The sequence below is a fragment of the Pseudomonas artemisiae genome (assembly GCF_057128685.1).
The window spans coordinates 35,172-49,006 of the sequence record NZ_JBSKHS010000008.1; the positions used below are offsets into that span (position 1 = coordinate 35,172).

Below are 13,835 nucleotides of genomic sequence, written 5' to 3' on the forward strand. Positions count from 1 at the left end.
GGTGCACTCAGGAGGATTCGAACCTCCGACCGCTCGGTTCGTAGCCGAGTACTCTATCCAGCTGAGCTATGAGTGCAAGTTGGTGTTGTTAACCAGTCACCGCTGGTGCCAGTGCCACTGACGTATACACATCAGTGCCTCTGATATGGTGCACTCAGGAGGATTCGAACCTCCGACCGCTCGGTTCGTAGCCGAGTACTCTATCCAGCTGAGCTATGAGTGCATGCAACCTTTACTGCAATCCGCCTCAGGCGGATTGCCCGTGGCAAACTGCCTTGAATAATGGCGGAGAAGGGGGGATTCGAACCCCCGACACCCTTGTGAGGTGTACTCCCTTAGCAGGGGAGCGCCTTCGGCCACTCGGCCACCTCTCCGCAACACGGGGCGTATATTAACTACGTTCTTCCCCGTTTGCAAACAAAAAAAACGAAGAAAATTAATGGCTTGGTTCTTCGTCCTTCTCCTTGCGAATTCGCTGGTAAATTTCTTCACGGTGAACCGCGACTTCCTTGGGTGCATTCACCCCTAGGCGTACTTGGTTGCCCTTTACGCCGAGCACCGTCACGGTGATTTCCCCATCGCCAATGATCAGGCTTTCCGCGCAGCGGCGGGTCAGAATCAGCATGAAATTCTCCTAAAGGTCTATCCGGGAATGGTCTGCAAAAAAAGGGGCGTCACACCGGCCTGGGCCAGGTGCTTGCCAAAACGGCCGTAAAACCTGAAGGCTTTCGTGCCGTAAAAGAAAAAGGCGCGGCCTGGCCGCGCCCCTCTTAACGCGAGTTACTCGCCTTGGCGGGCAGCGGCGTCCAGATCAAAGGCGGTATGCAGCGCACGCACGGCCAATTCAAGGTACTTTTCTTCGATGACCACGGACACTTTGATTTCCGAAGTGGAAATCATCTGAATATTGATGCTCTCCTTGGCCAGCGCCTCGAACATGCGGCTGGCAACACCGGCATGGGAGCGCATACCAACACCCACGATCGATACCTTGGCGATCTTGGTGTCGCCCACCACTTCCCGCGCGCCAATTTCAGCCGCGGTCGCCTGAAGTACGCCCAAGGCCTTCTGGTAATCGTTGCGGTGTACGGTGAAGGTAAAATCCGTGGTGTTATCGTGCGAAACATTCTGCACGATCATGTCCACTTCGATATTGGCGCCACTGATCGGCCCTAGGATCTTGAACGCCACGCCAGGGGTGTCCGGCACACCACGGATGGTCAGCTTGGCTTCGTCGCGGTTGAAAGCGATGCCGGAGATAATCGGCTGTTCCATGGTTTCCTCTTCGTCAATGGTGATCAGGGTCCCTGGACCCTCTTGGAAGCTGTGCAGCACGCGCAGCGGAACGTTGTACTTGCCCGCGAATTCCACGGCGCGGATTTGCAGCACCTTCGAGCCCAGGCTGGCCATTTCTAGCATTTCTTCGAAGGTAATCTTGCTCAGCCGCTGGGCCTGGGCCACCACCCGTGGATCAGTGGTGTACACCCCATCCACGTCGGTGTAGATCTGGCATTCGTCCGCTTTAAGCGCCGCCGCCAAGGCTACGCCGGTGGTGTCCGAGCCACCCCGCCCCAGGGTGGTGATATTGCCCTGCTCATCCATGCCCTGGAAGCCCGCGACCACGACCACCCGCCCGGCTTTCAGATCCTGCCGCAAACGCTGGTCGTCGATTTCAAGAATGCGCGCCTTGTTGTAAGCGTTATCGGTGAGGATGCGCACCTGGCTGCCGGTGTAGGACACCGCTGGCACGCCTCGCTTGATCAGCGCCATGGCCAACAGGCCAATGGTGACCTGCTCACCGGTGGAAATCACCACGTCCAGTTCACGAGGTTCTGGCTGCTCGCTAATCTGCTTGGCCAGGTCGATCAAGCGATTGGTTTCGCCACTCATGGCCGACAGCACCACCACCAGGTCGTGGCCCTGCTCACGGAATTTCTTGACCTTCTCGGCCACCTGTTCAATGCGCTCGATCGAGCCCACGGAGGTGCCACCAAACTTTTGTACGATCAAAGCCATTTCAATGCCGCCTCACGCCCTGCCAGGGCTCCCATTAAACGTCCCGATACCCTTGCGCCCCGGCCGGGCCGGGGCACTACCGGGTGTTACAGACCCGCTTGCGCGAAAGGCACGGCCAACGCCAAGGCCTGGCCCAGCGCGCTGGCATCCACGCCGCCGCCCTGAGCCATGTCTGGTCGGCCACCGCCCTTGCCACCTACTGCCGCGGCGGCCTGTTTCATCAGGTCGCCGGCTTTCAGCTTGGCCGACAAGGCTTTGGTCACACCCGCTACCAACACGACTTTGTCGTCCTGCACGCCACCGAGCAGTATTACGCCCTCGCCCAGCTTATTTTTGAGGTGGTCCACCAGCGCCAGCAGGGCCTTGCCATCCGCGCCATCGAGGCGAGCGGCCAGTACCTTCACGCCATTGACGTCTACGGCCTGTGCCAGCAGGTCGTCACCCGCCGCGCTGGCAGCCTTGGCTTGCAACTGCTCCAGCTGTTTTTCCAACTGGCGGTTACGTTCGAGCACGGCCTGCAGCTTGTCCAGCAGGTTATCGCGGCTGCCCTTGAGCAGGTTGGCGGCTTCCTTGACCTGGTCTTCAGCGGCATTGAGCAGGCTCAAGGCGGTTGCTCCGGTCACCGCTTCGATCCGCCGGATGCCCGAAGCCACGCCGCTTTCGCTGGTGATCTTGAACAATGCGATGTCACCGGTGCGCTTGGCATGAATGCCACCGCACAGCTCAACGGAAAAATCCCCGCCCATGGTCAGTACGCGCACGCGGTCCCCATACTTCTCACCGAACAGGGCCATGGCGCCCCTTTGCTTGGCGCTTTCGATATCCATCTCTTCGATCAGCACCGGGGTATTGCGGCGGATTTCCCGGTTGACGATGTCTTCCAAGGCCTTGAGCTGCTCGGGCTTGATGGGCTCGAAATGGCTGAAGTCAAAGCGCAGGCGGTGGCTGTCCACCAGGGAGCCTTTCTGCTGCACATGCTCGCCAAGGATTTCACGCAGCGCCGCATGCAGCAGGTGGGTCGCGGAGTGGTTGAGCGAGGTGGCCTGTTGCAGGTCGCCTTCTACCTGGGCCTGGACGGTTTCGCCCACCTTTAAGCCACCCAGCGCTACCAACCCATGGTGCAGGAAGGCCCCACCGGATTTGGTGGTGTCACTGACCTGGAACCGGCCATTGCTGGTTTGCAGGTAGCCACGGTCGCCGATCTGGCCGCCGGACTCGGCATAGAAAGGCGTCTGGTCAAGAATCACCACGCCCTCGTCGCCTTCGTCCAGTACCTGTACCGCTTGGCCCTCTTTATACAGGGCGATTACCTTGCCCTCGCCGCCGTGGCTGGTATAGCCCAGAAATTGCGTATCCTGCTCAACCTTCACCAGGCTGTTGTAGTCCAGGCCAAAGGCGCTGGCTGAACGCGCACGTTCGCGCTGGGCGTTCATTTCGCGCTCGAACCCGGCTTCGTCCAACGTCAGGTTGCGCTCACGGGCGATGTCACCGGTGAGGTCCATGGGGAAGCCATAGGTGTCGTACAGCTTGAAAATCACAGCACCGGGCACCACGTTGCCACTAAGGTCGGCCAGGTCCTGCTCGAGAATCTTCAGGCCCTGCTCCAGGGTTTTGGCGAACTGCTCTTCCTCGCCCTTGAGCACGCGCTCGATGTGCGCCTGCTGGCTTTTGAGTTCAGGGAAGGCTGCGCCCATTTCAGTGACCAGCGCGGCAACAATCTTATGGAAGAACGCACCCTGAGCGCCGAGCTTATTGCCGTGGCGGCAGGCGCGGCGAACGATACGGCGCAGCACATAGCCACGACCTTCGTTGGAAGGCGACACACCATCGGCGATCAGGAAGCCGCACGAACGAATATGGTCAGCCACCACTTTGAGCGACGCCTGACCTTCGTTGGCGCAGCCAATGGCATCGGCCGACGCCTGCAGCAGGTGCTGGAACAGGTCGATCTCGTAGTTGGAATGGACGTGTTGCAGTACCGCGCTGATCCGCTCCAGGCCCATGCCGGTATCCACCGACGGCGCTGGCAATGGGTGCAGCACGCCATCGGCGGTGCGGTTGAACTGCATGAAGACGTTGTTCCAGATTTCGATGTAACGGTCGCCGTCTTCTTCCGGTGAACCGGGCGGGCCACCCCAGATGTCAGCGCCGTGGTCGTAGAAGATCTCGGTGCACGGGCCGCACGGGCCGGTATCGCCCATGGTCCAGAAGTTGTCCGACGCATAGGGGGCGCCTTTGTTGTCGCCAATACGTACCATGCGCTCGGCTGGCACGCCGACTTCCTGGGTCCAGATGTCGTAGGCTTCGTCGTCGGTGGCGTACACCGTCACCCAAAGTTTTTCCTTGGGCAGGTTGAGCCATTGCTCCGAGGTGAGGAAGGTCCAGGCGAAGGTGATGGCGTCGCGCTTGAAGTAGTCGCCGAAGCTGAAGTTGCCTAGCATTTCAAAGAAGGTATGGTGGCGAGCAGTGTAACCCACGTTTTCCAGGTCGTTGTGCTTGCCACCGGCGCGCACGCACTTCTGGCTGCTCACGGCGCGGGTATAGCCGCGTTTTTCCTGGCCCAGGAAGCAATCCTTGAATTGGTTCATCCCGGCGTTGGTGAACAGCAAAGTAGGATCGTTAGCGGGGATCAGAGAGCTCGACGCCACACGGGTGTGGCCTCGCTCTTCGAAGAAGCGGAGGAAGGCTTCACGGATTTCTGCGCTTTTCATAGGTTCTTCCACGGAGACAGCGGCCTGAGGCGTAGGCTTGGGCGTCGAAACGACGGCAAAGGGCCGCATTATATCGGCCCAGCCGCCAGGGTACAGTCTGTTTGTACGATTGGGCCCATCAATTGGACGATTCGTAAAGCCCTTCACCCTTGAAGCGTTCGAACACCGCAAGCACCTGATCTATCTGGGCCTGGTTGACATCCAGGTGGGTGACCAGGCGCATGCGGGGGTTGGCGGTCAGGCTGATGCCTTGGGCTGCGGCATAATCACGCAGGGCCCCTGCGGCTTCGTCCAGTTGCACATACACCATGTTGGTTTGCACAGGTTCCACGGCATAGCCTAGCGCTGTGAGCCCTTTGGCCAAGTGCCGAGCGTTGGCGTGGTCTTCGGCCAGGCGGGCAACCTGATGGTCCAGGGCATAGAGCCCCGCCGCTGCCAATAGGCCGGCTTGGCGCATGCCACCGCCAACCATCTTGCGCAACCGCCGGGCCCGACCAATGAGCCCGGAGGTGCCGCAGAGTACCGAGCCCACAGGTGCGCCTAGGCCTTTGGATAGGCAGATAGAGACCGAATCAAAGTAGCCGCTGATGACACCTGGCTCAACGCCTTGCGCCACTGCGGCATTGAACATGCGCGCCCCATCCAGATGAAGACCCAGGCCACGCTCTTGGCACAGGCGCTGGGCAGCCGCCAGGTACTCCAGTGGCAGCACCTTGCCCTGCATGGTGTTTTCCAGGGCCAGCAAGCGTGTGCGAGCGAAGTGGAAGTCGTCAGGCTTGATCGCCGCTATCACTTGGCTTAAGTCCAGCGAACCATCGGCCTGGTTGTCCAACGGCTGCGGCTGGATCGAACCCAGTACCGCCGCCCCGCCCGCTTCATATTTATAGGTATGGGCTTGCTGGCCGACGATGTATTCCTCGCCCCGCTCGCAATGGGCCATAAGGCCAATGAGGTTGCTCATGGTGCCGCTGGGCACGAACACCGCCGCCTCGAACCCCAGTTGCTCGGCCAGCCGCCCCTCCAGGCGCGCCACGGTAGGGTCTTCACCATAGACATCGTCACCGGTTTCGGCGGCATTCATGGCCCGGAGCATGCCAGGCGTGGGACGGGTGACGGTATCGCTGCGCAGGTCGATCGAGGTCATGGGGCTCTCGCTGAGGTAAAGAAGGCAGGACGGGGTATGCCATGGATGAAAATCTAGCACGGTGCGTAGCAGCGGTGCGGCCTATGCGTTCCCGTAGCAGCAGCGCTTGCTCGCGACCGGCCTTACAACCGTATTGAACCCGGTCGGCCAAGGCCGGCTGCTACAAGCCCCTTGCCCAGCCGGCAGGCCCATCACAGCGTACAGGGCACTATCAAGATCCCGGCGCGTAGCCCGTTCTTTACCTTGGGGTTAGGGAAAATGATACGCGCATCGGGTTCGTCCACGGTCCAGCGTGTGGGGCCGTCTTCGGCCAGCAGGTAACCCTGGGGCAGTTCGGAGAAATTCTCCACGTCACCAGGTAAATGCAGGCGAAAGTCGTCACTGGCCTTGATCACTTCCCTGGAGACATTGAACAGCGCCAAACCATCCAGGCGTTCGGCGTCCACCACTGCTTGCCTGCCTTCGATCAACGACCGCAGACAGTCGTCCAAACGGGAGAGGTCGACTTGATCGTTCTGCCCGAAGGGGCGGGCCTTGCCCAGCTCCAGGGTAAAGGCCTCGGCGTCCAACTGTTGGTAGGTGTAGGCGCTGAAGGTAATGGCCGGTTTGTTCTGCAGCAGCACTGCTTGCATGCCGGCCACTTGCAGGCGGGCCAACTCTAGGCGCGAGTGGTCGCGGCCCTCTTTCCAGGGGTAGAGGGCAAACTGCTCGATCTTCGAGCCGCGAATGGCCGTATGCAGGTCGTAATGCAGCCGTGTACGGCCCTGCGGCTTGAAGAAGCTGGCTGCCAACCGCTCCAGCTCACAGGCACGCATGGCCTCGAAGCCGCTGGACAACTCATGACGGCCGTTGAACAAACGGTTGATGTCCTGCTCCAGATAACGCTCGCCTCGGCGGATCGCTTCAGGGTTACCAAAGAGAAATAGCACCCGCGCCTGGGGCTGTAACTCGTTACGGGCAATGGCATGAATAAGCGCGTCGAGTAGCTCGATCGGGGCGGTTTCATTGCCATGTATGCCTGCTGACAGCAGCAGGTCCAGGCCGTTGTCGCGTTCCGGGCGTGGGCGAACTTCCAAGGCCCCAGGTGCCAGCCAGCGCAGGCAAGTGCCGCCAAACGTCATCTGGGTTTTTTGTGCCGGCTCACGGTCGGCAAGGGTGAGTTCTAGCAATTTGCCAAGCGACAGCATGGGCCGGTTCCTTACCCTGATCAGTGGTGATGAGCACAGTCGGGGCCGTGCACATGGCCCTCGTCGTCTTCATCGTCGCCCTGCTCCGCCGGTTCCATTTCCAACTGCAGGCTGACCAGGTTGGTGGCCATGGGGCGCAGCAGCAGGTTGGCGTACTCGGTGTCGCCTTCGTCCACGTCCACGCCAATCAACAGCTGGCCATTGCCGGCTTGTTGAATCCACACTTCCTTGCCTTGCCAGACCACGGCAAAGCGGGTGCAGGAGGTTTCCAGTTGAGTGCCGTCAGTGTCTTCGAGGATAAGTTGCAGGGCATCGGACATGGTGAGGTTCCCGTTCAATTGAGTTGGAATGGATAGACCGAGCCCAGTGTGAGCAGTTGGGTCAGCTCGTCCAGCGCGGTACGGCACTCTATCAGCAATTGCGGGTCGGCCAAGTCCGCTTCGCTGATGTGGTCCCGGTAGTGGCGGCCTACCCACTGGGTCAGTTGTTCGTACAGGCTGGGGGTCATGATAACCCCTGGGTTGACCGCTGCCAGTTCGCGCTCATTGAGTGCGACCCGCAGGCGCAGGCAGGCAGGCCCCCCGCCATTCTGCATACTCTGCTTGAGGTCGAACACCTGAACCTGGGCAATGGGCCCGTCGGCGGCGGTCAGCCCCTCCAGGTATGCCCACACCCGTGGGTTGGCGCGGCACTCTTCTGGCACGATCAGCAACATGCGGCCGTCGGCGCGCGTGAGCAACTGGCTATTAAACAGGTAAGAGCGCACGGCGTCGTCGACGCTCACCTGAGCCCGAGGCACGGTGATTGCCTGGAGGTTGCCACCCCGTTGAGCGAGCTTGGTGGCCAGTTCACCCAGTACCTGCTCGGTGTGCAAAAAGGCGTCTTCGTGGTGAAACAACACTTCGCCATTGCCCACGGCAATCACGTCGTTATGGAACACGCCCAGGTCGATCACCGCTGGGTTTTGCTGAGCATAGACCGTGCCCGCTTCACTCAACCCATGCAGCCGCGCGACTGCCTGGGACGCTTCCAGGGTTTGCCGCGCCGGGTAGCGTTGCGGTGCCGGCCGGCGACTATCGAAGGCGGCGCGGCCATACACGAAGAATTCAACGCCAGGCTCAGCGTAATCCCGGCAGAAGCGGGTATGGTTGGCGGCGCCTTCGTCACCGAACTGGGCTACCGCCGGCAGTGCCGGATGATGGGCAAAATGCGCTTGATCGGCGAACATGGCCCCCAGCACGCGGCTGGTGGTGGGGTGTTCGATGCTGCGATGGTACTTGCAGTTGAGGTTGGCTGCGGTGAAATGCACACGGCCATCGGCGGTATCGGCCCCTGGGCTGACCGTGGCGGCATTGGCTACCCACATGCTTGAAGCCGAGCAACTGGCAGCCAGCAAAGGCTTGGCTTCACGAGCGGCCTGGGCGATGACCTCGGCGTCGGAGCCGGCGAAACCCAGGCGGCGCAGCCCGGCGACGTCAGGGCGTTCTTGGGGCGCCAACACACCTTGCACGAAGCCCATGTCGCTCAGGGCTTTCATCTTCGCCAACCCTTGCAACGCGGCTTCCCGTGGGCTGGACCGCACTTGGCTGTTGCTCTGGGAGGCGACGTTGCCATACGACAGCCCGCCATAGTTGTGGGTAGGCCCCACCAGCCCGTCAAAGTTGACTTCAAACGCTTTCATTGGCTTGGCTCCAGCAAAATGCTTATACGTCCCGCTGACCACTCACGCGGCTACAGGGTAATGCCCGGCGTGAGGGCGGCCGGCAAGCTCACTCGCTCGGTTTCAAGGGACGCCACCGGGAAGGCGCAGTAATCCGCCGCATAGTAGGCGCTGGCCCGGTGGTTGCCGGAGGCCCCCACTCCACCAAAAGGCGCGCTGCTCGCGGCGCCCGTTAGCTGTTTGTTCCAGTTCACGATGCCAGCCCGGGTATGTAGCCAGAACTGCTGGTAGCGTTCGGCGGAATCGGACAACAGCCCGGCAGCCAACCCGTAACGGGTGTTATTGGTTTCAGCGATAGCCTGGTTAAAGCCGCTATAGCGCACCACTTGTAGCAAGGGCCCGAACAGCTCTTCATCGGGGCGATTGACGACCTCGGTTACGTCTAGCAGGCCCGGGGTCAGCAAGGCGGCGTCTGGGGTGGGCTGGGTCATGGCCAACAGGGCCGTGGCGCCAGCGGCGAGCAAGTCAGTTTGGGCGTGTAGCAGCGCCTGCGCCGCGCCCAGGGACACTACCGCCCCCATAAAGGGCGCAGGTTGCTCGTCAAAGGCGCCCACGCGAATGTTACGGGCAACCTCCACCAAACGCGCCAGCAAGGCATCGCCCCACTGCCCTTCGGGCACCAGCAAGCGCCGGGCGCACGTACAGCGTTGGCCGGCGGAAATAAACGCCGACTGCACGATGGTGTAGACCGCGGCATCCATATCTTGCACCTGATCGACCACCAGGGCGTTATTGCCGCCCATTTCCAACGCCAGGATTTTATCCGGCCGCCCGGCAAACTGCTGATGCAAGTGGTTACCGGTGCGGCTAGAGCCGGTGAAGAATACCCCGTCGATATCCGCCGCCGCCAAGGCGATACCGGTATCGCGGGCGCCTTGCACCAGGTTAAGCACCCCTGCTGGCAGACCGGCCTGCGCCCAACAACGCAAGGTCAGGGCAGCCACGGCGGGCGTGAGCTCGCTGGGCTTGAATACCACTGTGTTGCCTGCCAGCAACGCCGGCACGATATGCCCGTTGGGCAGGTGACCCGGGAAGTTATAGGGCCCGAACACCGCCACCACCCCGTGGGGCTTGTGCCTGAGCACTGCGTTGGCATCGCCCAATACGCTGCTTTTCTCACCGGTGCGCTCATGGTAGGCCTGAACCGAAATCGCCACCTTGTTGACCATGCTGGTCACTTCGGTAGTGGCTTCCCATAGGGGTTTGCCGGTTTCTTCGCCAATGCAGCGGGCCAGTTCGTCGGCGCTGGCCTTAAGCCGCTCGGCGAAGGCCTGCAAGTAACCAATGCGTGCCTCCAGCCCGAGGCTGACCCAGCCTGGAAAGGCGGCCCGAGCGGCCGCTACGGCGTTACTGACCTGGGCCGCGGAAGCACCCTGCCCGCTCCACAGTACCTTTTGGCCAACCGGCGCCAAGGATTGAAAGGCCTCGCCTTCCCCCGCGAGCCATTGCCCGCCGATGAACAAAGACTTCATGGCTGGCCCTCCAAAGCCGTAGTGGGAGATAGGGTAACGGCGCGCACCGGGTCGCCAGCGTGCAAACGCAGACGCCGCGCGGTCAGCGGGTCGACCACCAGGGTGCCGGCCGCCAGGCGCGCGGGCGCGGCGGTGATGCGGCAGTTCTCCAGCTGGCGATTGTGGATCAGGTACACAGGCGCATCGTCCCCCGGGGTGCCGACGGCCAGCACCAGGGGTTTGCTCTCCTGCACGGCGCGGATTTTCGCCACTTCGCATTCCACTGCCGGGCCTGCGTCGAAAATGTCCACATAACCCCGGTAATCAAAGCCCTCGGCGCGCAGCATTGCCAAGGCCGGCTCGGTATCAGGGTGAACCTTGCCGATCACTTCGCGCGCCGCTTCGGTAAGAAAGCACGTATACAGCGGAAACTTAGGCATCAACTCGGCGATAAAGGCGCGGTTGCCCACCCCGGTCAGGTAATCGGCCTGGCTGAATTCCATCTTGAAGAAGTAGCGGCCCAGGCTTTCCCAGAACGGCGAGCGGCCGTTGGCGTCGGAAATGCCGCGTAACTCGGCGATCACTTTGGCGCCGAACAGGCCGGTGAACTCGGCCATAAACAACAAGCGCGCCTTGGCCAGCAGGCGACCGTTAAGGCCGTTGCGCATGTCGTCGCGCAGGAACAGCGAGCAGAGTTCGGAATTACCGGTCAGGTCATTGGCCAAGAACAGCGTGGGCACTTCACGGTAGATGTTCAGCTCTTTGGAGGCACTGACGGTCAACCCTACCCGGTAGTTGTACCAGGGCTCGCGTTGGCCCACGGCGCCTGCGATAGCGGACGTACCCACTACGGTGCCGTCGTCGTTTTCCAGTACGAACAGGTAGTCGGTATCGCCCCGCTCGGCCTGGCCCCGGAAGGTTTTCTCGGCCCACTCCACGCGGTGGCTCAAACGCTCTTCATTGGCGGGCAGCGTGGTAAGGCCGGGGCCGGTGCCTCGGGCCAGGTCGATCAGCGCGCTCAGGTCGCTGCTGCGTACGGGACGAACAATCATGCTAACTCCTCGAGGGCGCCTTCAGGCGCCACAATCTTCACCGGGCGAAGCACCTGTTACACGGCTACCAGGCGCACGCTGGCGCCTTCGGCCACGCCCAGGCGCTCGGCCACCGCGGCGGGCAAGCTGACTGGCTTGCCAGGGGCCCAGTCCAGTTCCAGCAATGCCGCGCGGTAGTCCTGCAAATGACCATTGGCTATCAGGTAGGGGCGCCCGCCCTTGCAGGTGTCATCGATGCGCACCGGCACCACGCGGCTGTTGGCGATGGAGCGGATGTTGGACACCCGCGCATGCAGCGTGGGGCCGCCATCGAAAATGTCGATGTAGTGCTCGGTCTCGAAGCCTTCGCGCATCAGAATGTCGAAAGTGATCTGCGCCCTGGGGTGAACCTGACCCATGGCTTCCTGGGCGGCGTCTGGCAACAGGGGTACGTAGATCGGGTAATGGGGCATCAGCTCAGCCAGGAACGTGCGGCTTTTAAGCCCACACAGGCGCTCGGCGGCGGCGTAGTTGATGTCGAAGAAGTTGCGCCCAATGGCATCCCAGAACGGTGAATCGCCCTGTTCGTCGCTATAGCCCACGATCTCGGTCACCACAGAGTCGGCGAACCGCCCTGGGTGATTGGCCATGAACAGCAAGCGGGCGCGGGAATTGAGCTCTGCCCACGGCGTGGCTACCCATTCTGGGCGCACATAGAAACTGGTGAGCAGGCTATTGCCAGTTAGGTCATGGCACTGGGAAAGGACGTGAATCTTGTTATGGATCTTCAGCTCACGGGACGCATGCACGAAGGTCTCGTTGCGAAAGCTGTAAAAGGGCTCTGAATACCCTGCCGAGGCAACGATGGCCGAACACCCCACCAGGGTGCCCTGTGCGGTGTCTTCCAGGACGAAGAAATAACTCTCCTCGCCGTTGAAACTGACCTCGGCGGCGAAGGACGCCTCAGAGGCAACGATCTTGTCGCGCAGGCGCTCCAGGTCGTCGGGCAGCGAAGTGACACCGATCGGGCTGTCCGCGGCGAGCCGTTGCACCTCGTCCAAGTCAGCCATTTGCGCAGGGCGCATCACCAGCATGGTGCCACTCCTTCGAATAAGAAATTAAACCTGAGGGCCAACCCAACGGCAGGCCCCGGGTTGAGCAGTTAGGCCTGGGTCAGCTGCGCCACGGCGCGCTCGAAGCGGTCCAGGCCTTCGTCGATGTCTACCAGGTCGATCACCAGGCTCGGCGCGAAGCGCACCACGTCTGGCCCGGCCTGAAGAATCATCAGGTCATGACGCTCGGCGGCGTTGAAAAAGTCCTTGGCCTTGCCCTTCCAGGCGTCGCTCAGCACGCAACCAATCAGCAGGCCCATGCCGCGCACTTCGGTAAAGACCTGGTAGCGCTCGCCGATGGCGCGCAGGCGCTCGGCAAAGCGCTGGTGGCGGGCGTCTACGCCTTGGAGTACTTCCGGGGTATTGATCACGTCCACCACCGCTTCGGCCACGGCGCAGGCCAGGGGGTTACCGCCATAGGTCGTGCCGTGCACGCCCACGCTCAAGTGCTTGGCGAGCGTTTCGGTCGTTAGCATGGCGCCGATGGGGAACCCACCGCCCAGGCTCTTGGCACTGGACAGGATGTCTGGGGTCACGCCGTATTGCATATAGGCGAACAACTTGCCACTGCGGCCCATGCCGCTTTGCACCTCGTCGAATACCAACAGGGCGTTGTGCTGGTCGCACAGGGCACGGGCGCCTTCAAGGTAGGCACGATCGGCCGGCAATACCCCGCCTTCGCCCTGAATCGGCTCCAGCACCACCGCGCAGGTTTTATCTGAGATGGCGGCTTTGAGGGCTTGCAAGTCGTTATACGGCACATGGGTGATGCCTTCGATCTTGGGACCGAAGCCGTCGGAGTACTTAGGCTGCCCGCCCACGCTCACCGTGAACAGGGTGCGCCCATGGAAGCTGTTAACCGCGGCGATGATCTCGTGCTTTTCTGGGCCGAAGTTATCGTGGGCAACGCGCCGGGCCAGCTTAAAGCAGGCCTCGTTGGCCTCGGCGCCGGAGTTACAGAAAAACGCCCGGTCGGCAAAGGTAGCCGCTACCAGCTTCTTGGCCAGGCGCAAGGCCGGCTCATTGGTGAACACGTTGGACACATGCCATAGCTTGTTGGCCTGTTCGGTGAGCGCCCCCACCAGCGCCGGGTGCGCGTGGCCCAGCACATTGACGGCGATGCCGCCGGAGAAGTCGATCAGCTCGCGCCCCGCCTGGTCCCAGACACGGGAGCCTGCCCCGCGCACGGGAATGAAACCCGCTGGGGCATAGTTGGGGACCATTACCTGGTCGAAATCGGCGCGTTGCACCTGGGCGTGATCAGCGGACATCAGCGTCTCCTGAAGCGGGCGCCAGCGCGACATGGCTGGCGTCATGGATTGTAAAGAGGGGTGTGCCCTTGGCCTTGCCCCCAAGCGACAACTTATTACAGCGACAACCCCCGCAAAACCGGGGTTTTCAGCAATGCGACATATAGCGTCAATTTAAAGCAGTGTAAGGTGCCGGCAGGCTTTCGTAGAGAG

Annotated in this window: 11 protein-coding genes and 3 tRNA genes; all 14 read right to left on the bottom strand. The window is 61.6% G+C overall.

The genetic code is table 11. The annotated features are described in order from the left end of the window. Window positions 1-2: 2 nt before the first annotated feature. Window positions 3-76, bottom strand: a tRNA-Arg gene (locus ACWKV4_RS11225). Between the two features lie 70 nt (window positions 77-146). Then, a tRNA-Arg gene (locus ACWKV4_RS11230) sits at window positions 147-223 on the bottom strand. A 60-nt stretch (window positions 224-283) separates the two neighbouring features. Then, window positions 284-374: transfer RNA gene (locus ACWKV4_RS11235), tRNA-Ser, on the bottom strand. A 62-nt stretch (window positions 375-436) separates the two neighbouring features. Beyond that, a complete protein-coding gene (csrA, locus tag ACWKV4_RS11240; RefSeq protein WP_483832158.1) occupies window positions 437-625 on the bottom strand; it encodes a carbon storage regulator CsrA in 189 nt (62 codons plus the stop codon). Window positions 626-780: 155 nt separating this feature from the next. After that, window positions 781-2,016, bottom strand: coding sequence for an aspartate kinase (locus tag ACWKV4_RS11245; protein WP_483832159.1), 1,236 nt, complete (start codon window positions 2,014-2,016; stop codon window positions 781-783). A gap of 86 nt (window positions 2,017-2,102) precedes the next feature. After that, a complete protein-coding gene (alaS, locus tag ACWKV4_RS11250; RefSeq protein ID WP_483832160.1) occupies window positions 2,103-4,727 on the bottom strand; it encodes an alanine--tRNA ligase in 2,625 nt (874 codons plus the stop codon). 118 nt (window positions 4,728-4,845) lie between these two features. Continuing rightward, window positions 4,846-5,871, bottom strand: a complete 1,026-nt coding sequence (ltaE, locus tag ACWKV4_RS11255) for a low-specificity L-threonine aldolase (RefSeq protein ID WP_483832161.1) — start codon at window positions 5,869-5,871, stop codon at window positions 4,846-4,848. A gap of 191 nt (window positions 5,872-6,062) precedes the next feature. After that, the gene (astE, locus tag ACWKV4_RS11260) at window positions 6,063-7,058 is read right to left on the bottom strand and encodes a succinylglutamate desuccinylase (protein WP_483832162.1); all 996 of its coding nucleotides are present in this window, start codon (window positions 7,056-7,058) and stop codon (window positions 6,063-6,065) included. A gap of 20 nt (window positions 7,059-7,078) precedes the next feature. Next, on the bottom strand, window positions 7,079-7,378 hold the full coding sequence (locus ACWKV4_RS11265) for a topoisomerase II (RefSeq protein WP_483832163.1): 300 nt from the start codon (window positions 7,376-7,378) through the stop codon (window positions 7,079-7,081). A 14-nt stretch (window positions 7,379-7,392) separates the two neighbouring features. After that, window positions 7,393-8,739, bottom strand: coding sequence for an N-succinylarginine dihydrolase (astB, locus tag ACWKV4_RS11270; protein ID WP_483832164.1), 1,347 nt, complete (start codon window positions 8,737-8,739; stop codon window positions 7,393-7,395). A gap of 50 nt (window positions 8,740-8,789) precedes the next feature. Continuing rightward, window positions 8,790-10,250 carry a succinylglutamate-semialdehyde dehydrogenase gene (gene astD / locus ACWKV4_RS11275; protein ID WP_483832165.1) on the bottom strand — a complete coding sequence of 487 codons (1,461 nt, stop codon included), beginning with the start codon at window positions 10,248-10,250 and terminating at the stop codon, window positions 8,790-8,792. Then, on the bottom strand, window positions 10,247-11,281 hold the full coding sequence (astA, locus tag ACWKV4_RS11280; protein ID WP_483832166.1) for an arginine N-succinyltransferase: 1,035 nt from the start codon (window positions 11,279-11,281) through the stop codon (window positions 10,247-10,249). Before astA ends, astD begins: the two co-directional genes overlap by 4 nt. Window positions 11,282-11,337: 56 nt before the next feature. Continuing rightward, window positions 11,338-12,354: an arginine/ornithine succinyltransferase subunit alpha gene (gene aruF, locus ACWKV4_RS11285; RefSeq protein WP_483832167.1), complete on the bottom strand. Its 1,017-nt coding sequence runs from the start codon at window positions 12,352-12,354 to the stop codon at window positions 11,338-11,340. A 68-nt stretch (window positions 12,355-12,422) separates the two neighbouring features. After that, window positions 12,423-13,643, bottom strand: a complete 1,221-nt coding sequence (locus ACWKV4_RS11290) for an aspartate aminotransferase family protein (protein ID WP_483832168.1) — start codon at window positions 13,641-13,643, stop codon at window positions 12,423-12,425. Window positions 13,644-13,835: the final 192 nt, after the last annotated feature.

What these genes read in the sequence shown, in the direction of transcription:
- astD (WP_483832165.1), bottom strand. Translation starts at nt 10,250, where the DNA reads ATGAAGTCTTTGTTCATCGGCGGGCAATGGCTCGCGGGGGAAGGCGAG.
- ACWKV4_RS11265 (WP_483832163.1), bottom strand. Translation starts at nt 7,378, where the DNA reads ATGTCCGATGCCCTGCAACTTATCCTCGAAGACACTGACGGCACTCAA.
- alaS (WP_483832160.1), bottom strand. Translation starts at nt 4,727, where the DNA reads ATGAAAAGCGCAGAAATCCGTGAAGCCTTCCTCCGCTTCTTCGAAGAG.
- ACWKV4_RS11290 (WP_483832168.1), bottom strand. Translation starts at nt 13,643, where the DNA reads ATGTCCGCTGATCACGCCCAGGTGCAACGCGCCGATTTCGACCAGGTA.
- astB (WP_483832164.1), bottom strand. Translation starts at nt 8,739, where the DNA reads ATGAAAGCGTTTGAAGTCAACTTTGACGGGCTGGTGGGGCCTACCCAC.
- ltaE (WP_483832161.1), bottom strand. Translation starts at nt 5,871, where the DNA reads ATGACCTCGATCGACCTGCGCAGCGATACCGTCACCCGTCCCACGCCT.
- csrA (WP_483832158.1), bottom strand. Translation starts at nt 625, where the DNA reads ATGCTGATTCTGACCCGCCGCTGCGCGGAAAGCCTGATCATTGGCGAT.
- astE (WP_483832162.1), bottom strand. Translation starts at nt 7,058, where the DNA reads ATGCTGTCGCTTGGCAAATTGCTAGAACTCACCCTTGCCGACCGTGAG.
- astA (WP_483832166.1), bottom strand. Translation starts at nt 11,281, where the DNA reads ATGATTGTTCGTCCCGTACGCAGCAGCGACCTGAGCGCGCTGATCGAC.
- aruF (WP_483832167.1), bottom strand. Translation starts at nt 12,354, where the DNA reads ATGCTGGTGATGCGCCCTGCGCAAATGGCTGACTTGGACGAGGTGCAA.
- ACWKV4_RS11245 (WP_483832159.1), bottom strand. Translation starts at nt 2,016, where the DNA reads ATGGCTTTGATCGTACAAAAGTTTGGTGGCACCTCCGTGGGCTCGATC.